The sequence below is a fragment of the Bacillus cereus group sp. MYBKT111-2 genome (assembly GCF_051915205.1).
In the GTDB taxonomy this organism is placed as follows: Bacteria; Bacillota; Bacilli; order Bacillales; family Bacillaceae_G; genus Bacillus_A; species Bacillus_A paranthracis.
In genome coordinates this window covers 1-19519 of record NZ_JBQAEG010000002.1, presented here as the reverse complement: position 1 = coordinate 19519, position 19519 = coordinate 1, and the positions used below count along the sequence as shown (strand labels likewise).

The window sequence follows — 19519 nt, the reverse complement described above, 5'->3', positions numbered from 1 at the left end:
TAGCGACTTCTTCAGCTTTTTATATTTTTTTATATTTTTTTTAAATACTTGCTGTAGCAGCTATGTTATGAATACAGGAAATAAACTCATAAATGAATGCGTCAATTTCCTCTTTCGTAATAATATACGGCGGAAGTAATCGAATAATATTCCCTTGTGTTACATCGACCAACATTCCTTTACTCATTAACTCAATCTGTAATTTCTTCACATTTTCATTCGTGTCATTCACACTTATCCCAAACATCATCCCCGCATGACGCACTTCCTGAATATAATAAGAATTTTCTTTCTGAATGTCTTGTAGTTTGTCATTCAAATATAGTGACGTTTCATATGCTTCTTGCATTAAACCATCGTCAAGTAATGTATTTAATACAGTTAAACCTAAAGCCGTTCCCATTGATGAATGAGCAAATGTTGTGCCGTGATCTCCTGGTGCAAATACATCACATAACTTTTCACCTACAATAATTCCGCCAAGTGGTATCCCGCCTCCTGCTCCTTTACCAATTTGAATAATATGTGGTGTAATATTGAAATTTTGATAAGCAAATAGTTTTCCTGTTCTCCCCATACCACTTTGAACTTCATCAACGATAAGTAATACATTATATTTCTCACATAAATTTTGAACACCATGTAAAAATTCACCCGATAATGGATAAATTCCCCCGCTTCCTAATACAGGTTCTAACATAATTGCAATTGGATTTTCATGAATTATTGTCTCTTCTAATTGCTCTATATTCTCGCGCTCAACTTCATATACTGGGATCGATGTTTTCGGGAAATTTTGATATACACTTTCTTGTCTCGTAAAATGAAGTGCCCCCAACGTACGCCCGTGGAAACTATTCTTCAACACTACAATTCCTTCACGTTCTTCATGCATAATAGCTCTATATTTATCAATTAATTTCAACGTCGTTTCTGTCGCTTCCGTACCTGAGTTTGTAAAAAAGACCTTTCCGTTTTTTAAAGAGCAATCAACTAATTTCTTTGCATATTCAATCGCAACTGGATTTAAAAAATGAAACGGTAAATGCAACGACTTCGTAACTTGATCCATTGTTGTTTGTACGATTTTCGGGTGATTGTATCCTAATACATTTACTCCGACACCAGAAAATAAGTCTATATACTCTTTACCATCCACATCATACAGTTTACAACCTGCTCCTCTTTCTATCGCAAGCTTTGTACGACAGTACGTTGACATCATATACTCTTTATCTAATTGAAACCAATCCGACATGTTACATTCCTCCTAGTTATTTTCCCTGTTTTATTTATGTTCATTTTCTATAAAGTCATGTATAAATTCATTTTTAAGATTGAAATTTTAATAGTAATGTTCTTCCCGATATTCATTTTTCCATAATTTCTTCTATTTCAACAGGTCCACTACATACGCGTTTTTCTCATCTAGCGGTCTGTAACTAGTTTGAACTTAGCGTGTTATACATAATCAAGGCTATAAAATCATATTTAGTAACAATGAACAAAAAAGATTTGGAGGCTATATTGATGGGTGAAAACCATGATAAACAGAGGCAATCTTTACTAGGGAAAGACTTTAATGAAAATGGAGAACGTAATGAACAAGCAATCCTTCACTCTCAAACAGTTGGTTCACGTGGACCTGTTTTAGAGCAAGATAGTGTGCTTCACGAGGCATTACAACAATTTATTCACGAAAAAATTTTAGAAAGACCTGTTCATGTAAAAGGATTTGGTGCATTCGGTTATTTTCAAACGATCTATCCAATGTCTGAACATACTAAACTAAGTTTTCTACAACATTCTAATGAGAAAGTTCCTGTTATGGTGCGATTTTCATTAGCTGTTAGCACGAAAGGAACACCTGATACTTCTAGAAATGTACGCGGTTTTTCTACAAAATTTTATACAAAAGAAGGTATTTTCGATCTATTATGTAATCACATTCCTGTCTTTTCTGTACGCGATCCAATGCGTTTCCCTGAAACCATTCAAGCGTTGTCACCTTCACCTAAAAATAACTTATTAGACCCTAATAGATTTTGGAGCTTTGTCGCTAGAGCACCTGAATCCATACATTTCGTTGTCCGTTTGTACTCTGATAATGGTACGGCCAAAAGCCTTCGCCACATCCCAGGACATAGTGTAAATACATATGTTTGGAGAAATGCAGAAGGCAATCGAAAGTATGTAAAGTATCATTGGTACCCATTTGAAGGTGTACAATTCATTACTAGCGAGGAAGCAAATAAACTGGCTGCCGAAAACCCTGATTATAGCGGCAAAGATTTATATGATGCAATTGCAAACGGTAAACCAGTGGAATATGGTTTATATGTCCAGCTCATGGACCCGAAAGATGAAGCGCATCTTTATTATGACCCCCTAGATGATACAAAAGTATGGGATGAAAAGGTGTATCCTCTTATACCGGTAGGCAAAATGGTATTAAATAAAAATCCTGAAAATTATATGGAACAAGTAGAAAAAATCGCTTTCTCCCCTTCTAATTTACTTGACGGTGCTGAATTATCAGATGATAAAATGTTGCAAGGACGTGCGAACATTTATAGTGATTCTCAAAGAAGAAGAATTGGTCCCGAATTTCGGAAATTAACGATTAACAAGCAACAAAATTGGACACCTGCTAATCAAATAACGAGCGGTGACGGAAGATACGTTGAAGGTAAAATTGAAAGAACTTCAATAACGAAACAAGATGACTTTACGCAGGCTGGTGAATTTTATACGAAGTTAAAACCGATAGAAAAAGAACATCTTGCAGAAAACTTAGCTAGTGACTTGAAAGTTATATCCGATGATATTAGAAAGGTCGTTTTAGGGTATTTTCATAACGTATCTGCTGATTTGGTGAAAAAGATTGAAAGTGCGATGCAAAAGCTTTGAGAATATAAAAAAACGTCATTTTTAATCATTAAAATGACGTTTTTTTATGGCGAAATTACAAGTATTAACGAAATTTTTCTCCTTCAAAATTCCCGTTATTTCATTTTAGATTATGGTACTCATTTCTCTTTTTTAAATAATCTTTTTCACATTGTAACGGCTTAAATTTCACTTTTTTCCCTTTCTTCTTTTTCGTTTTTATAACGAGCCATTCCCCTTTTTCAACGTCTAGTTTTAGGCGTTTCATTACATTAATATTATCTTTTTCTTTATAAAGTAAAAATGCTTCTTGCGCTCTCACAAATAAGCTAGGCTCCTCGCTAAATCCACCACTATCATAAATTTTAGTTAGCGAATTATAATAAGAATCATTTTCTTTTCCACCATACATCAAATGGGCAGCCTCCAGATCTCTTTTACTTACTTCCCAAAAACTATGCTCATCAATATTTAAATTAAATGTGGATTTAATGTCCTGTATTATATTCTTCACATACTTTTCATCTCGAATTTTCCTTTCTTCAAGACAATCCGAAGATAACCTTGGTGCATCTGATTGGGAATGTACAACGTGTTGTATTGATACACACAACATAAATACGCTTAAAATGTATAATGTTTTTTTCATATTTACATATCACCTCAAATGATTTATATACTGTATCATTTGAGGCTTACAATATTCTTATGCTGGAAATGAGAAAGATCCTATAAAATAAATCTTTTATAGGATCTTTCCGTCTAATATTACTTTATCAAATTCACCGGCGAAGCAACTACCTTTCCACTTTTCACATCATATAGCCCTATAGGTGTTACCCGTATAAAAGGCAAGTGCGTCGCAGAAAAGAATAAAATTGTAAATGCTGGATCATCATACGCGTAGCCACGCTCTTGTAGTAATTTCACCATCTGTTTCTCTTCCTGTATTAATTCACTCATTTTTAAATTAGACATAATCCCGAGCAATGGCAATGCTATTTCGTGTAATACTTCATTCTTTTCAGCTATTACCATTCCCCCGCCAAGCTCTTTTATCCTATGAAAAGCTGTAAGCATATCTCCTTTACTCTTTCCAATAAGAATGATGTCACCCGTACCAGAATAAGAGCTAGCAATCCCACCTAGTTCTTTCGCAAAACCTTTCACAACTGTATTTACTCGCCAACTGCCATTACGAGCAATCATCATAAGGAAACATTCATCATGATCTGTTGACAATTCATCACATTCTATGTTGATTTCGCTAATATATGGTTTTGTAATAACGTTATTTAATAAGTGTATACCCGTTTTATTAGAGAAAATCATATCCTCTTTTTCTATGGACCAATCTAATGATAATGGAGTTACTTTACATTTACCCCAGTCTATATGTAATCCTTCATGCGTATTTACACCGTCACGCTTCACCCATTTCCCCTTTGCAATAACGCTGGCTGGTACTGGGTTTTCTTTACTTTCTAAAATATTGATATTAGCAATTCTACCTGTCGCGATTGAACCATGTATATGCTCCATATTATAATAACGAGCAATATTATAACTTGCCATATGATACGCATCTATTACTGGAACACCTTGCTTTATAGCAGTAGTAATCATTACATTCGTCATTCCGTTTTCATAAAAGGACGGATGAGAACCATCTGTTGTGAAAAAGAATCTATCAAATTGCTTCACACCTAATTCCAGTAATTCTTTTAATAAAACTTCTAAATCTGGTCGGATGGAAGAGTTTCTAAGAGAAACAGTGTAACCTTGCATAAGACGAGTTAACGCTTCTTGACCCGTCATTGCTTCATGATCACAGTCTGTACCTAACAGTTTTAATTTTACTAACGTTGCTTCAGATGCACCTGGAAAATGTCCTTCCACTTTTTTATGTAATCGTTTCGTTTCCTGCACCCAAGTTAGCATTTCATCATCGCCATGTAATAATTTTGGCCATGCTGTTAGCTCTCCTCCTTGAAGAACTGCTTCATGCTGTAGCCATTCTATTATTTCTTCACTATTAAATAAAGATTGCCCATTTTGCAATTCAGTTTGTCCATCAAAACGGCACCACCAATACATACTAGCTGGAAGCTTTTTAAATTTATCTAATAAATGAAATGATTCCTCACGCTTTAATGTGAAAAATAGAGTTAAATTATCATTAATAAAAGTTGTTGTCCCGGATTGCATCGCATGATTCGCTAACGTCTCTGGATTATATAATTGATATGGATGTGCATGCGGTTCTATGTAACTAGGAACGACATACTTTCCATCACAATCAATGACTTCACATTCATGTAGTTGCTCTGGTAGTTTTTCACCTACATATATAATACGGTCATCATAGATCCAAATATTTGCTTGCATCCATTCACGTATATAGGAATTTAAGTATGTTGCATTCTTTAATAATTTGTGTGGACTTCTTGTACCGTCTATTATTTCAACATGTTCTCGTAATTGCTCGTTACTCCATCTGAAATACTTTTGTTCCACTGTATTCAACTCCAATGCTATATTATTTAAGATGAAAAACAATTAATAAACTAAACTATTTTTCATTCAAGACCACTCGATATGTACCCCTATTATATTTAACAATCATAAAAATTACAATTTTCAGAATCTACATCATTTTATTATTCACTTCTTCCCCATTTGAACATAAACATTTCTGTGAAGTTGTTTTACTGGAACCTTTGAAAGGATATTGAATATTTCGTAAGGGCAAAAACGTGTCACCTTATTACGATGGCACGTTTTGCATTTTACATTATGATTAGTTCATACTATTTCGGAGCTGATTGATAAATGCATGAGCTGCATTTGAAAATACTTGATTCTTTTTCCAAATAATATTTAAGTTTGCTTCTAATTTAGGTTGTAATGGTTTAAAGCAAAGTTTGCTGTTTCCTGACGTGTTGATTATTTTATCTATACATAATGCATATCCAATACCTTTTTCAACCATAAGTGCTGCGTTATAAAGCAAATTATAGGTTGCGATGATATTTAAATTATCTATATTTTGTCCAAACCATCCTGTTAATTCATTACTAACAGTAGCTTGTCGTGAAATGAATAGTGGTTTATCTATTAAATCCACTGGGCTAATAACTTGTTTATCAGCTAAAGGACTATCTTTACACATTAATACCCCCCAAGTGTCTTTTGCTGGCAATTGTAAATATTCATATTTTTGCTTATCTGTTGGCTCTATAACGACACCAAAATCTAATAATCCACTATCTAATTTATTCTTAATGTCATCAGCATTTCCACTGTACAAATGAAATCGAATACTTGGATAGTCTTTTATTAATACTTTTAATGTTTTTGCAATAAGATGCATCGCTTCCGTTTCACCAGCACCAATATAAACTTCCCCGCTTATCATTTCTTTTGAATCTTTTAAGTTCGCTTCCGTTTTGTCTGCTAAATCAACAATTTCCTTCGCCTTCTTAAATAAGTATTTCCCCTCTTCTGTCAATGAGATTTTTCTATTTCCCCTTATAAATAAATCTGTACCTAATTCCATTTCTAAATCTTTCAGTTGCCTTGATAATGTAGGCTGCGACAAATGTAATTGTTTTGCAGCTGCTGAAATACTCTCTTCATTTGCTACAGCAATAAAATAACGTAACACTCGAATTTCCACAAAAGTCTCCTTTTTCATATAGCTAATAAGCATATGAATGTATTTAATATAGGTATTTGATATCGGAATCGTATCATTTTATGATTGCATTGAAAAGATTAATTCATTAGAGGAGGAGTAATATAATGGATATGAAAGATTTTATAAGTTTTTGTAAGGCAGGCAATCCGATTTCCGGCGAGGATAAAGACTTACATGATTTACTAGTTCAATGTAGTTATGAAGCTCAGAAGATAACAATGAAATTAAATACATCCCATCATCCTAAGGAAGAAATTGTAGCGCTTTTTAGTGAATTGACAGGTAACAACATTGATTCATCTTTTATGTGCTTTCCGCCGTTTCATACAGACTTCGGTAAAAATATTACGATTGGAAAAAACGTATTTTTTAATACCGGATGTTCCTTTCAAGATAGAGGTGGAATTCATATAGGAGATAATTGTATGATCGGTATGAATGTGACAATTGCCACACTTAATCACGGACTAACTTTAGAAACTAGAAACACAACATACGCCTCCCCTGTTACAATTGGTGAAAATATATGGATCGGTTCTAGTGCAACCATACTACCTGGTGTGACTATAGGAAACAATTCAGTTGTTGCTGCAGGTGCAGTTGTTTCGAAAGATGTGCCTGAAAATACTGTCGTTGCCGGAGTACCTGCAAAAGTTGTGAAAGTCATTCAGAACGATTGAAATTAAATTCTTATTTATATCAAAAAAGAACGTGTTTATTAATAAACACGTTCTTTCAAATATTTTATAACTTATATTCACTTTACCAATCTGCACTTGCATTCTTACCATTTAAATAAATAGCGGCCATAATACTGGTTCTTACGTAAGCAATATATTTAGAAGTATGAGTATACTATATCCTCCGGTAAAATTAAGATTTTTACGATTAACAAATATGAGACGAACTAATGATATTATGGTCGTTTAAAATCATACGAACACTAGCAATTAATACCGAAATATTCCGCCTCGTTAATAGCTCCCTATATGATCCAACTATAGTTAATTCCCATTCACTTTCTTTTCATCTATTTATTAAATTCAACTTGCATCATTTTATTAAACTGTGTAAGAATATCAACCGGACCTAAAGAATTAGCATTGACAGCAAATGTATGCTTGCCTCCAATTACTCCACCAGCAAAAGTCATAAACCCAGGAATTGATCCTCCGTGCCCCCAAATTGAGACACCATTTGGAAGTTTAGTCTCATAGATTCCAAGACCATATCCATCACCAACCCCTTTTCCTTCTATAGGAACTGTAGTAAGCATTTCTTTTAACTCGCGTTCCTTCAGTAACTTACCACCGAGTAAAGATGAAAAGAACTTGTTTAAATCATCCGCATTAGAAATCATATCTCCAGCTGCATTAGCTAAACTCGGATTATAATACGTAATGTCTTTCAACTCGCCTGCTTCGTCCATTTTCACATATCCACGAGCATGATTCTTTCCTGGGATGACGGGTGAATTTCCTGGTAAAAACGTATTTGGCAAGTCCAGAGGTTCAATAATTCGCTTTTCAATTTCTTCCGCATAACTATTACCAGTTATTTTTTCAATAAGCATTCCTAGTATTACGTATCCTGTGTTTGAATACAACCAGTCTTTACCCGGCGAGAAATCTGGAGGTAGAGAAAGACCTATTTTCACTATTTCTTCAGCTGTATACGTTTTTTTCGAATTCATTATGTCAGCATCTTTTGACTTTAAGTATTCAGCGATACCACTTGTATGATTCAAAAGTTGGCGTATCGTAATTTGATTGCCATCATACCCATTTCCTTGAACGAGACCCGGTAACCACTTCTCAATTGAATCGTCAAGTTGTACGCGATTTTCTCCAACTAATTGAAGAACCGTCGTGGCGGTAAAAGTTTTCGTCACACTACCAATTCGAAAGCGATAATCTGATTTCACCGGTTTCTTTGTGCTTAAATCTGCTACGCCAGCAGTATAACTACTAATTTTCCCTTTATTAGACGTCTTAGCTAATACCCCTGGCGTTCCAATTTGAATTGTTTCCTGCATGACCCTTTTCCAACCATTCCGATTCTTTTGGTCATGTGCTTCTGACGAATTAGAAATATTTTGAGTAGACTCTGCTTTTACAGTAAAACCTGGTGTGAATACAGTGGTACCCGCTAATAAAACTGCCAAACTTGCTAACTTCATTGGATTACGTTTTTTCATAAGATTCTCTCTCCCCTATTCATATCATTTTGATTCGAAATATACTTTTATCCTATATGATAAAACTCTCTTTTTTCTTATCCATTCCTTACAAAATACTTACGTTTAAAGTTTGATACAATCTGCTGAGAAAGAATTATGTATGAAAATAAAAAGGGCATAAAAAATAAGGAAAGTCCCTTAACCTCCCCCGTTTTTATTTCACCTTATCTTAATTATTTTAAGATGTTTCATTGTGTTCGTATTAAAATGAATAAAAAAGAACGTGTTTTCATTTTTTATGTAAACACGTTCTCTTTTATTTAAACAACTAATCTATATTCACCTTTACCATCCTGCACTAGCGTTCATACCATTTCCGATAATAGAAAGTAATAGTGGCCATAATACTGGTCCTAACGTAAGAAATAAATTTAGCAGTATAAGTATTCTATATCTCCTAGGAATATGGTGATTTTTACGATTAACAAATACTAAAATCACTAATAATATTATCGTCATTACAAATAAAAGTAATACTAACAACCAATACCAAACCATTAGACTGAGACTCCATGGCTGCAATAGCTCGTGTACAATACCAAAGGTGATTCCCAATACTGCAAAACTAAAAGTAGTAACTGTTGCTTTAATAAACAATTTACTTAATTTTTTATCGTATGTATACTTACAATATAAATCTATTAACACGTATAAAGATAAAAATGCCATTAATACACCTACCCAAGACAATAACCAGTCTCCGCCTCCTCTAACTAATATAAACAGAAACCAACACATCCCTGCTGCAGAAAAAATAAAGGAAAGGAGTATGTTTTTCAATACCGGTTTCATTCTATTTTCACACCCTTACAAAAATTTAAACATAAATAATAATTTTTTATTTATATGCTACTCGTAATTATTTCATCTGTTTTTCATTCTATATTGATGAAATGAAGATAGCCTCACAAAAAATGTAACGAGCAATACTCTACTAAAGTAACCTTTTTCCATTGGTAGCGATATAAAAAAGTAAGTATACATTACCACGTAATTAAATATAAGTAAATAAAATTAATTTACAGTTAATTTTATTTACTTATATTAACTTCAAACCTTCCCGTCTCGCTCTATCCATTGCACAGTCTTTTCCACATCTAACTCCGTATACGTCTTTTCTCCATATCGGACAGACTCATATATCGGAATAATATCCCTCGTTCTACAAATTCTGCTTAACCATTGTTGCATCGTTTCATAGGACCTTCTCTGTTCGTGAAATGGTAAAGTTCTTTCCCATTCAACTAATGTTTTCCTTATCGTATCTTTAGGTAACGGCTGTTCAAACTGATGCATCACTTTCTTGTTCTTTTCGGTTCTATCCGTATTTTCTTTTGTTATCGATTGTTTATCCTGTTCTATTTCTGATTTCGTTACCTTTTTCCTCATTAATTTATAAACAGCATATAAAATGACCACTGCAATAATTACATAAAAAATGACACTAATCCATGAATTTGAAAGAACAGAAAACACATCAGTCCATGAATTTTTTCGTACAAAAAGTGGAATTTCCCTATCTATTTTCGTTCTTGTATCTACAACTCCTGTTTCTTCATCTATAATTCTTTCAGATTCATCAAACTGTGCGTCTACACTAGTAAAATCATAATTTCTTTCTGATATTATCTCCGTCTTACTAGAAAAAAGCCCTTTTACTATGTCTTGTACATACACAACACCTTGTGATAACGTTATCGCACTAATCGCAAAGAAAAGTATGATTAAAGTTCTTACACCCCATAATTTCACTTTCATATGTCGCTTTTTATTCGCCATGACATAAGCCCCTTCTTATTCTTTCATTACAATCCATTTATTCGTTCTACTGTATTTCTTTGGTGAAGTACCAATAATTAAAGGAACCGCATCCAGTTCCTTTCGACGAAAGCCTGCTGTGTAAAAATAAGAAGAAGATACAGGCGTATCTTGGTCTGATATCGAGGCAAGTACCCTTAATACATTTTGCAAGTGTTTCCGATTATCCCCATTTTTTATATGTAGCAAACCGTTATCTTTTACACTATTGATCCATACTTCAAATGAACAGTTTTGCATGAGCAATTGTTTACATATACCCGCCGTTAATTCGATTAGTTCCTCTGTATCATTTCGCAAAGAAACACCACTTTTATTTTGCAAGTTGAGATAAATCGCGTATTTATCTGATTGCGTTCGCTCATACTTTTTCGCAGTTATCGTCCCCGTTTTCGCCGTTGCACTCCAGTGGATGGAACGAAAATCTTCATTTTCATAAGACTTTACTCCCATTACTTTCGTTTCATCATATAAGGGTGAAGACATCGCTTTTCGAAATCCTCGTGACCATTCTTGTAATTCCGGAACTTGTATTTTCGGAACAGCTGGTAAGACTAAATAAGAGGGCGTATCAACTTGTTTATATGTGATATGGTTCGTTATAAATCCAAAGAGATCGGTAATCACAATTTCAACTTCTTCCCATTTCGTGATGCCTCTTTTTAACGCTACAACTTGCAAATCAAATGAAACTGACTCCCTTCCTTTTAAATTAAAATTCATATAATAATTTGAACCTGTACTATGATTTTTGTTTATTTCATCATGATTCCAAGTTAGCTTATTTTCACATTTAAATCGAAATACAACATTAAAAATAGGAAAAATTGATTTGTTTGAAATTTTTATTTTGCATCTGTTCGTTTCACCTATAAAAACGTTCGAATTCCCTTGACTGTATTCCCATTGAACACGAGATACTTTACGTATATATACATACATAGCACCTATTAAAATTACATATAAAAATACGAGAGATAATATGAGTAGATTACTTGAAAATACACTTAAAATAACGGCTGCAACTGACATAACTCCTATTACGAAAGGCTCCGCTAAAGGTGTATACACAAGTTGTTGATTCATCGTACATTCTCCACTGGCACATTAATCGTATGAAGAATTTCTTTCATAATTTGTTCTTTCGTCGTTTTCATCTCTCCCTCAATCGTTAACGTTAAACGATGAGCACATATGGAAGCAGCAAGTTGTTTTATATCATCTGGCGTACAGTAATCTCTTTCATTTAATATTGCCCGTGCTTGAATCGCTCTCATAAATGCCAACGTTCCCCGCGGGCTTACACCAATTTCAATTAGCTCATGCTTACGAGTTGCTTCAATAATTTCAAGAAGATAATCTTGCACATCATTTCCTACTAACACTTCTCTTGCACGTTTTTGCATCATAATAATTTCTTCACTTGAAATAATAGAGTGTAATGTTTCTAACGGATCATTCGTTTGAAACCGATTCATCATTTCCTTTTCAGCTTCTCTCGTAGGATAACCTTGGCGAATCGTAAGTAAAAATCGGTCTAATTGAGCATCAGGTAAAGGAAATGTACCCGCAGATTCAAGAGGATTTTGCGTTGCAATTACTAAAAAAGGTTCTGGTAATGAATGTGTCTGTTTCGCAATCGTAACAGTACGCTCTTCCATAACTTCCAGTAATGAAGATTGCGTTCTCGGTACAGCCCGATTAATTTCATCCACTAATACTATATTTGCAAAAATAGGACCTAACCTCGTTTTAAAATCCGATTCCTTCACATTAAAATATTCAAGACCAATAACATCTCCGGGCAAAGTATCCGCTGTAAATTGTATTCTTTGAAATTTTGCGTCCACGCTTTTAGCCAAACTTTTCGCAAGTGTTGTTTTTCCTGTCCCCGGTACATCTTCTAATAAAATATGTCCTTTTGCTATTAGAGCAATGGCTGCAAGTTCTATGGATTCATCTTTTCCTATAATAACTTTCGAAATATTATTAGTGATTTTCTTTAATGTGTTCATCTATTTATCCCCTCATTTTCTTTTGTTCTGAAAATTAAGAATTATTATTTTCCAAATTATAACACATTACGATAAAAGTAAATATATTCCTGTCAAAATAAAAAAGATGACCTTAGCACTATAAGCTAAAGTCATCTTTCTCATTATTTTACTAACTCTCCATTATAAGCTTTTATATCAAGAGGAGCAGTTAACAACTGTTTTACTTTGCTAACGAAAGATGTGAAGTGTTCACTCGTATTATGACTCGCAACTGCTACTTCATCTTTCCATACTTCTACCATCGTATACACATTTTCTTTTTCTACATCTTTATAAAGATCATAAGATACATTTCCACTTTCTTCTCTTGAACCATGAAGTAATGGTTGAACTTCTTCTAAAAATGTTTGTTGTTTCGCTGGATCTACTTGAAATGTTGCGTGAATAATAATCATGGTGTTTCCCCTCTCATATTTCACTTATTTCTTTTGAAATTACTTCCACTCAGCAACTTTTTCAACTGGAAGACGTACTGATTGGTAACCACTATCAGCAGCTTTTCCGATTGAAATTAACATAACTGGTACGTAACGTTCTTTATCTAATCCGAACGCTTCAGCGATTTGGTCTTTTTCAAAACCACCAATTGGACAAGTATCATAACCGTGAGCACGAGCTGCTAGCATAAATTGCATTGCTACAAGACCACCGTCAATAAGTACAGTATCTTTCATTACTTCTGGTGTAACCATTGAGAAGTAAGCTGAAAGTTTTTTCATCTGGTCTTCTTTTACTTCTGCTGGCATGAAACCGCGCTCTACTGCTGTACCGTAAATTTCTTCTGCGTTATCAAAGTTGTTTAAATCACCAAATAAAGCAATCATTGCTGAAGAAGTTTCTACTTGAGATTGATTAAATTTCGCAAGTGGTGCAAGTGTTGCTTTCGCTTCGTCACTTTCAATCACTACGAATCTCCATGGTTGCATGTTTACTGAAGATGGCGCAAGTGTTGCTTCTGTAAGAATTTCTGTCATTTCTTCTTTACTAATTTTCACTGAAGGATCGTACTTACGAATGGAACGACGTCCTGTTAAAATTTCGTTAAAATCATTTGTTTTTACTGAGTTAGTCATAGTTGTATTCTCCCTTTTTTATAATTCTTTTATATTTTCTTGAATGTGATTTAACATATTTAAAAGATTATCGCGTTCTTCTTCACTTAATCCTTTAAATGCCGATGCTGCAAAACGTTCTTTTTCCTCTTGAAACGCTTGAATTTTATTTCGTCCCTCTTCAGTTAGAGAAACTAACGTAATTCTGTTATCATCTGGATTTTTACGTCTTACAATCATTTCATTAGCCTCAAGCTGCTTTAAATGCCTCGTAATCGCCGCATTATCAATATTCACTTCTTGCTGAAGTGCTTTTTGACTAATTTCACCTACTTCATATAACTGAAGTATAAGCTCTAAACGAGATTGGCTCATACCCGTACACCCTTCAAACTTCGAACTTACTTCCTTGTTTAGAAAGTGTAATTTATATAAAATAATCGCTTCTTTTGAGCATGAACTTGTCAAATTACCCCTCCTTTACATCCAATTAAAAAACATTTGATATATCAATAGTTGATACGTCAATTAATATAATCTATATCGATTAAGAATGCAAGCATTTTGTTTTCATTTTATTTTTTCCAAATTAAGGCGCTTTGTAGCGTTACAAAAAATGTAAATTACATTATAATAGTAATAATTTAAATGACTGGAGAGTGATTGTAATGCGGCAATACACAAATAGAAATGAGGAAATGAAAATGGAAAATGAAATGAGGATATTGATATATGACAACAATAAATATAGGGATTGTCGCGCATGTAGACGCTGGCAAGACGAGTTTGACTGAACGTATTCTTTATGAAACGAATGTGATTAAAGAAATTGGCCGAGTTGATGGCGGAAGTACGCAAACAGACTCAATGGAATTAGAAAGGCAGCGCGGAATTACGATTAAAGCATCCGTCGTTTCTTTCTTTATTGATGACTTAAAAGTAAATGTCATCGATACACCGGGACACGCTGATTTTATCGCTGAAGTGGAGCGATCATTCCGTGTTTTAGACGGTGCGATTTTAGTTATTTCTGCCGTTGAAGGTGTGCAAGCACAAACGAAGATTTTAATGCGAACGTTACAGAAACTAAACATACCGACTATTTTATTTGTAAATAAAATTGATCGTCGTGGTGCAAATAGTGAAAAAGTTGTAAAGCAAATAAAAACGATTCTTTCAAATGAAGCATTCCCCTTTTACTCTGTCCTAAACGAAGGAACAAAGGAAGCTCGTATTATTGAATATAAATCATATGATGATTGTATAGAACGATTAGCACCATATAATGAATCGTTACTTGAGTCATATGTAAATAACGAAATCGTAACGGACACAATGTTAAGAGAAGAACTCATTAAACAAATAGCGCAAGCAAATGTGTATCCGATTTTCTTCGGTTCCGCAATGACGGGTATAGGAGTATCTGAACTACTTGAAAATATTTCAACCTTACTTCCAGCTAATAATCTGTCTCAAGACGAAAAATTGTCCGGTATTGTTTTTAAAATTGAACGTGAACCTTCTGGAGAAAAGATTGCATATGTAAGAGTTTTTTCTGGTAACTTACACGTTAGAAAATATGTTGATATACAGCGCGATCAGTCTCTACCACATAAGGAAAAGATTAAAAAAATGTGCATGTTTCATAATGGAGATGCTGTTCAAACTTCTACCGTTCCTAGCGGAGAATTTTGCAAAGTGTGGGGACTAAGTGATATTAAAATTGGTGATATTATCGGTGCACGGACTGATTATATAAAAGATATTCACTTTGCCGAACCACAAATGGAAGCTGCCATCGATGCAGTACCTAAAGAACGAATTCATGATTTATACGCTGCTCTTATGGAACTATGTGAAGAAGATTCACTCATTAAAGTTTGGAAAGATGATGTTCATAATGAACTATACATTCGCCTTTTCGGTCAAGTACAAAAAGAAGTAATTGAAACGACTCTTTTTGAGAAATATAATTTGCAGGTTACTTTTTCAAATACGCGAGTTGTATGTATTGAGAAGCCAATTGGCATTGGGATTTCCGTTGAAGTAATGGGCGAAAAAACGAATCCATTTTACGCAACAGTTGGATTCAAAGTCGAACGTGGTGAACTTAATTCTGGCATAACATATAAATTAGGCGTTGAACTTGGCTCACTACCTTTAGCATTTCATAAAGCGATTGAAGATACTGTATTTCAAACGTTAAAACAAGGTTTATACGGTTGGGAAGTTACGGACATTTCTGTCACGTTAACGCATACAGGTTATGCTAGTCCTGTTACAACAGCGAGTGACTTTAGAAACGTAACGCCACTCGTTTTAATGGATGCTTTAAAGCAAGCTGAAACATATGTATATGAACCAGTAAATAAGTTTGAATTAACTGTACCGGAGCAGGCAATTAGTACCGCAATGTATAAGCTCGCTGCCATTCCAGCAACTTTTGCAGAGCCTATATTCAATAATGATTCTTATCAATTAACAGGTTCATTACCTGTTGCAAAAACAGAGAATTTTAAACGCATGCTCCATTCCTTTACAGAAGGAGAAGGCATATTTACAACGAAGCCAGCTGGTTTCACAAAGATTTTGGCTCCCTTCCCTACTCGAAAACGTGTTGATTATAATCCGCTGAACCGGAAAGATTATTTGCTTCATGTGTTGAAGGCTTATTAAAGTAAAAGAGGTGCAATTCGCACCTCTTTTTGCATGTATTGATAAGTTAGTTTTCCCTAACAATTTCTTTAAGTTTTTCTATTATTTTCGCTATCGCTTCAATTGAATTCTCTGTTTCAAATTCCCCAACATTTACAGAATGATTTGCATTTTTGATAACATCAATCGTTAAATTCGTTTTATATAACTGCTTAACTTGATCTGCATTATATTGATGATCTTTATCCCCAATAACTAAAAGCCCTTCGTGACTACTATGTAAAATAGAATCAAAAATAGATTCAAAAGTTAGTAAAGGTGTAAGCACTATCATTTTTGACTGCGTGAATTCTTCTCTCTTCATTAAATCATTTGCAATCGGAATTGTTCCGAGTGACTTCCCTAAAAACATCGATTTGCTGTATTGTTCATTTTTCAACACTTCATTTATTACGGGATTAATATCATCCATCATTACTTTCGTTAGTTCTTCTATTGGTTTATTCATTACCTGTTCATCGTAAGAGTAATGAATATGTACAACATCAATTTTATGTTCAAGCATAAGCATCGTCGCGTAATAAAATAACGGCTTATCGTAATTATATCCTGAACCTGAGAACATAAAGCAAACCGTACTAGAACCTTTTTCGATATGTGTGTAACGAATTACTTTGTCATTTATATGTACCTCTTTTTTAGTCCCCTTCACCCTTTTTCCCTCCGAATACGTTTATTTTTGTAAAACGATATGTTCTGTATGTACTGCTATATCCTTTACTTTCTCTTTTATAAATGCAGGCTGTAAGTTATATGTATGCAGTTCTTCTACTGACACCCATCTAAACAAATACGTTCTACCCTCTTCTTCCAAAATATATTGATCCGCTCCATTCGCAGGTAACTCATGTAGCTCTACTTCATAATAAAAACTAATTTCATGAAACTTTCGCTCAGAAAGCGTAAAGAAATTTTCTACTGACCATAATAATCTCTTTATCTCAATAGAAACCACTAACTCTTCAGCAAGCTCTCGTTTTAACGCATCTTCACTATTCTCTAGCATTTTCACTCTACCGCCGGGTACGTACCAATAATCTTCCCCTTTGTTTTGAAGAATAAGTATTTTATTATCATGTTTACAAATTGCTCCGACTCGGTAATTAAAACATGTTTCCTCTAATTTAAACGTAAGATCCATCCGTAACGCCCCTTTATATAAATATCAAATTATCACAAAACAATTATGTAATTACTGTACAAATAAGGTTACTAAATTTATTCACTTCATTCAATCATTTTCGAATTTTCCAAACTCTCATTTTTCATCATTACAAGTGTATATACATATGTTACAATCACATTGCACACTAGAAAAACATGATGATACTTACTTTACACTTTACCATGTCTTATCTAACGAAGAATTCGACGATGTTGATTTTGAATTTGACTGGGATGAAGACGATGAAGAAGGTTTAAAAAAGATGTTTCCTAAACTATGGGAGATGTACGGAGAAGAACCGATTGAGTGGTAGATTCATATTAGGACTCTGTTTAATCAATAAACAGAGTCCTTTTTTCACAAGATTCGTATTTAAACTCTCTTTATTTCATACCACTTATCCAATAACATTTTTTCTCTTTCCCTTGAAATACCTGCTTTTAATTCCCATTCGTCTGTGCTCTTCATCCACTCATACACGTCTGTAACTGTCTCTTCTATTCTTCTAAAAGTAAGCCCTTCTTTCACAGTATTCTCAACACTAATAGAAAACCCGCCTTTCCACGGCTTCGTTTCCCCTTCTAACGGAAAAGTTTCTGGAATCCATAAAGGCATTTCTGTCCACGGCTGCACATTATGTTCACTCATAAACGATTCGTCTACCCAAACAAATTCAGCATCACTATTCGTAACCTTTTTACACGTATTTAATAGCTCTTCCATCGTCAATTCATCATTCGGACCTGTTACATTGAATATACCTGCTTTATTTTTTTCTGCCATGTTGAGTCCAAAGTATGCAACATCTTTTATATCAACTATCTGCACTGGACGGTCTTTTCTTCCTGGAACTAACACTTTACCTCCTTTTGCTACACGCTGAATCCAGTATGGAAGTCGATCTGTATAATCAAACATTCCTGATAGAAGTCCTGCTCTTACGTGTAAAACACGCCCCGGCCAATACTTCTCTGCTTCTTTTTCGCATAATACTTTTAGCGCACCATAATGCTCATAAGGAGATATTTCACCATTCTCTACAGCCTTTATTTGCTCTTTCGTTGGTTCAGGTTGTAATATATAGTCTTCTTTTATATGATGCGGAATCCAATCTTTATATACGGAAAGGCTTGAGATGAATATATAGTGTTCAATATTATCTTTAAGTACTTCTCCAACATTTCTTATGTGATGTGGAGAAAATCCACATGTATCTATGACAACGTCCCATTTACGATTTTCTAAACTTGATACATCACCATTTCTGTCACCGATAAGCTGCTCCACTTCAGGAAAGATTTCTTTGTTTGTTCCGCGGTTAAATAATGTAACTTCATGCCCTCTGTTCAAAGCCTCTTCTACAAATGCTCTGCCTAAAAATCGTGTACCACCTAGTATTAGAAATTTCATGGTTCTCCCCCATTCATCATTAAAAATCCTTTCTTTTGTTAAACGATTTTCTATCATAAAAAGTTACGGGGGGATTTTTTATTTTACTTTAATCCTACAAATAAAAAGAATCCGTCTTGAAAAATTAATCAATATGGATTCTTAAATTGGATATAATTGTTAAATTACTAACTCCGCACAACTTCCCCATCAACTAACTCAATAATTCTATTACACTTATTCGCTACTTCCATATCATGCGTTACAATAATAATTGTTCGTCCTTCTTCATTCAGTTGTAACAGTAGATTCATAATTTCTTCTCCGGTTTTCCTATCCAAATTTCCGGTCGGCTCATCGGCCAAAATTAATTCTGGTTCGCCTACTAACGCTCTTGCAATTGCGACTCGCTGCTGTTGTCCACCTGATAGCTCGTCCGGTGTTTTATGCATATGTTCTTTTAAACCTACTTTTTCTAAATAGAACTTCGCCTTA

Annotated in this window: 19 protein-coding genes and 2 pseudogenes; 4 read left to right on the top strand and 17 right to left on the bottom strand. The window is 34.2% G+C overall.

Annotated elements, in window-relative coordinates:
- Positions 1-40 precede the first annotated feature (40 nt).
- Positions 41-1258, bottom strand: coding sequence for an aspartate aminotransferase family protein (locus ACTFNE_RS05240; RefSeq protein WP_270705851.1), 1218 nt, complete (start codon positions 1256-1258; stop codon positions 41-43).
- A 272-nt stretch (positions 1259-1530) separates the two neighbouring features.
- Here ACTFNE_RS05240 and ACTFNE_RS05235 point away from each other — a divergent pair, with 272 nt between their 5' ends.
- A complete protein-coding gene (locus tag ACTFNE_RS05235) occupies positions 1531-2910 on the top strand; it encodes a catalase (protein ID WP_270705852.1) in 1380 nt (459 codons plus the stop codon).
- A 100-nt stretch (positions 2911-3010) separates the two neighbouring features.
- Here ACTFNE_RS05235 and ACTFNE_RS05230 read toward each other — a convergent pair whose 3' ends face one another.
- From ACTFNE_RS05230 to ACTFNE_RS05220, 3 genes are all read right to left on the bottom strand, one after another.
- Positions 3011-3538 (bottom strand): hypothetical protein, encoded by a 528-nt coding sequence (locus tag ACTFNE_RS05230; protein ID WP_042514921.1) that lies wholly within the window; start codon positions 3536-3538, stop codon positions 3011-3013.
- A gap of 119 nt (positions 3539-3657) precedes the next feature.
- Positions 3658-5406 (bottom strand): adenine deaminase C-terminal domain-containing protein, encoded by a 1749-nt coding sequence (locus ACTFNE_RS05225; RefSeq protein ID WP_270705853.1) that lies wholly within the window; start codon positions 5404-5406, stop codon positions 3658-3660.
- A 283-nt stretch (positions 5407-5689) separates the two neighbouring features.
- Positions 5690-6568 (bottom strand): LysR family transcriptional regulator, encoded by an 879-nt coding sequence (locus tag ACTFNE_RS05220; RefSeq protein ID WP_270705854.1) that lies wholly within the window; start codon positions 6566-6568, stop codon positions 5690-5692.
- Between the two features lie 125 nt (positions 6569-6693).
- On the opposite strand from ACTFNE_RS05220, the gene ACTFNE_RS05215 reads away from it, so the two are divergent.
- Positions 6694-7269 carry a sugar O-acetyltransferase gene (locus ACTFNE_RS05215; RefSeq protein WP_270705855.1) on the top strand — a complete coding sequence of 192 codons (576 nt, stop codon included), beginning with the start codon at positions 6694-6696 and terminating at the stop codon, positions 7267-7269.
- 144 nt (positions 7270-7413) lie between these two features.
- On the opposite strand, the pseudogene ACTFNE_RS05210 reads toward ACTFNE_RS05215, so the two are convergent.
- From ACTFNE_RS05210 to ACTFNE_RS05170, 9 genes and pseudogenes are all read right to left on the bottom strand, one after another.
- Positions 7414-7515, bottom strand: a pseudogene (locus ACTFNE_RS05210) (DUF3902 family protein); the annotation flags it as partial.
- A 104-nt stretch (positions 7516-7619) separates the two neighbouring features.
- On the bottom strand, positions 7620-8786 hold the full coding sequence (locus ACTFNE_RS05205; RefSeq protein ID WP_270705857.1) for a serine hydrolase domain-containing protein: 1167 nt from the start codon (positions 8784-8786) through the stop codon (positions 7620-7622).
- A 327-nt stretch (positions 8787-9113) separates the two neighbouring features.
- On the bottom strand, positions 9114-9620 hold the full coding sequence (locus ACTFNE_RS05200; protein WP_000805739.1) for a DUF3902 family protein: 507 nt from the start codon (positions 9618-9620) through the stop codon (positions 9114-9116).
- Positions 9621-9878: 258 nt separating this feature from the next.
- Positions 9879-10607, bottom strand: coding sequence for a signal peptidase II (locus ACTFNE_RS05195; RefSeq protein ID WP_220779256.1), 729 nt, complete (start codon positions 10605-10607; stop codon positions 9879-9881).
- A 15-nt stretch (positions 10608-10622) separates the two neighbouring features.
- Positions 10623-11732, bottom strand: coding sequence for a DUF58 domain-containing protein (locus ACTFNE_RS05190; RefSeq protein WP_270705858.1), 1110 nt, complete (start codon positions 11730-11732; stop codon positions 10623-10625).
- Positions 11729-12661 (bottom strand): AAA family ATPase, encoded by a 933-nt coding sequence (locus ACTFNE_RS05185; protein WP_046199294.1) that lies wholly within the window; start codon positions 12659-12661, stop codon positions 11729-11731. Before ACTFNE_RS05185 ends, ACTFNE_RS05190 begins: the two co-directional genes overlap by 4 nt.
- Positions 12662-12804: 143 nt before the next feature.
- The gene (locus ACTFNE_RS05180) at positions 12805-13098 is read right to left on the bottom strand and encodes a putative quinol monooxygenase (protein WP_000583838.1); all 294 of its coding nucleotides are present in this window, start codon (positions 13096-13098) and stop codon (positions 12805-12807) included.
- A gap of 39 nt (positions 13099-13137) precedes the next feature.
- Positions 13138-13776 carry a nitroreductase family protein gene (locus ACTFNE_RS05175; RefSeq protein ID WP_000185384.1) on the bottom strand — a complete coding sequence of 213 codons (639 nt, stop codon included), beginning with the start codon at positions 13774-13776 and terminating at the stop codon, positions 13138-13140.
- Positions 13777-13794: 18 nt separating this feature from the next.
- Positions 13795-14223: a MarR family winged helix-turn-helix transcriptional regulator gene (locus ACTFNE_RS05170; protein ID WP_000204172.1), complete on the bottom strand. Its 429-nt coding sequence runs from the start codon at positions 14221-14223 to the stop codon at positions 13795-13797.
- A gap of 264 nt (positions 14224-14487) precedes the next feature.
- Here ACTFNE_RS05170 and ACTFNE_RS05165 point away from each other — a divergent pair, with 264 nt between their 5' ends.
- Entirely contained in the window at positions 14488-16431 is a 1944-nt protein-coding gene (locus tag ACTFNE_RS05165; RefSeq protein WP_270705860.1) for a GTP-binding protein, read from the top strand.
- Positions 16432-16477: 46 nt separating this feature from the next.
- Here the strand turns inward: ACTFNE_RS05165 and ACTFNE_RS05160 are convergent, their stop codons facing one another.
- On the bottom strand, positions 16478-17122 hold the full coding sequence (locus tag ACTFNE_RS05160; RefSeq protein WP_000679149.1) for an alpha/beta family hydrolase: 645 nt from the start codon (positions 17120-17122) through the stop codon (positions 16478-16480).
- Positions 17123-17143: 21 nt separating this feature from the next.
- Positions 17144-17611: an NUDIX hydrolase gene (locus ACTFNE_RS05155; protein WP_270705861.1), complete on the bottom strand. Its 468-nt coding sequence runs from the start codon at positions 17609-17611 to the stop codon at positions 17144-17146.
- Positions 17612-17789: 178 nt separating this feature from the next.
- Here ACTFNE_RS05155 and ACTFNE_RS05150 point away from each other — a divergent pair.
- Positions 17790-17948 (top strand): annotated as a pseudogene (locus ACTFNE_RS05150) (DUF4240 domain-containing protein); the annotation flags it as partial.
- A gap of 59 nt (positions 17949-18007) precedes the next feature.
- Here ACTFNE_RS05150 and ACTFNE_RS05145 read toward each other — a convergent pair.
- Complete coding sequence (locus tag ACTFNE_RS05145; protein WP_074533385.1) at positions 18008-19045, bottom strand: SDR family oxidoreductase; 1038 nt, start codon at positions 19043-19045, stop codon at positions 18008-18010.
- Between the two features lie 167 nt (positions 19046-19212).
- Positions 19213-19519, bottom strand: a 307-nt coding sequence (locus ACTFNE_RS05140) for an ABC transporter ATP-binding protein (RefSeq protein ID WP_439997964.1), incomplete at its 5' end; no start/stop codon positions are given.

Bases quoted from the DNA above. Each gene is read 5' to 3' on its own strand.
- ACTFNE_RS05240 (WP_270705851.1), bottom strand. From the start codon at position 1,258: ATGTCGGATTGGTTTCAATTAGATAAAGAGTATATGATGTCAACGTAC.
- ACTFNE_RS05235 (WP_270705852.1), top strand. From the start codon at position 1,531: ATGGGTGAAAACCATGATAAACAGAGGCAATCTTTACTAGGGAAAGAC.
- ACTFNE_RS05230 (WP_042514921.1), bottom strand. From the start codon at position 3,538: ATGAAAAAAACATTATACATTTTAAGCGTATTTATGTTGTGTGTATCA.
- ACTFNE_RS05215 (WP_270705855.1), top strand. From the start codon at position 6,694: ATGGATATGAAAGATTTTATAAGTTTTTGTAAGGCAGGCAATCCGATT.
- ACTFNE_RS05205 (WP_270705857.1), bottom strand. From the start codon at position 8,786: ATGAAAAAACGTAATCCAATGAAGTTAGCAAGTTTGGCAGTTTTATTA.
- ACTFNE_RS05200 (WP_000805739.1), bottom strand. From the start codon at position 9,620: ATGAAACCGGTATTGAAAAACATACTCCTTTCCTTTATTTTTTCTGCA.
- ACTFNE_RS05195 (WP_220779256.1), bottom strand. From the start codon at position 10,607: ATGGCGAATAAAAAGCGACATATGAAAGTGAAATTATGGGGTGTAAGA.
- ACTFNE_RS05190 (WP_270705858.1), bottom strand. From the start codon at position 11,732: ATGAATCAACAACTTGTGTATACACCTTTAGCGGAGCCTTTCGTAATA.
- ACTFNE_RS05185 (WP_046199294.1), bottom strand. From the start codon at position 12,661: ATGAACACATTAAAGAAAATCACTAATAATATTTCGAAAGTTATTATA.
- ACTFNE_RS05180 (WP_000583838.1), bottom strand. From the start codon at position 13,098: ATGATTATTATTCACGCAACATTTCAAGTAGATCCAGCGAAACAACAA.
- ACTFNE_RS05175 (WP_000185384.1), bottom strand. From the start codon at position 13,776: ATGACTAACTCAGTAAAAACAAATGATTTTAACGAAATTTTAACAGGA.
- ACTFNE_RS05165 (WP_270705860.1), top strand. From the start codon at position 14,488: ATGACAACAATAAATATAGGGATTGTCGCGCATGTAGACGCTGGCAAG.
- ACTFNE_RS05155 (WP_270705861.1), bottom strand. From the start codon at position 17,611: ATGGATCTTACGTTTAAATTAGAGGAAACATGTTTTAATTACCGAGTC.
- ACTFNE_RS05145 (WP_074533385.1), bottom strand. From the start codon at position 19,045: ATGAAATTTCTAATACTAGGTGGTACACGATTTTTAGGCAGAGCATTT.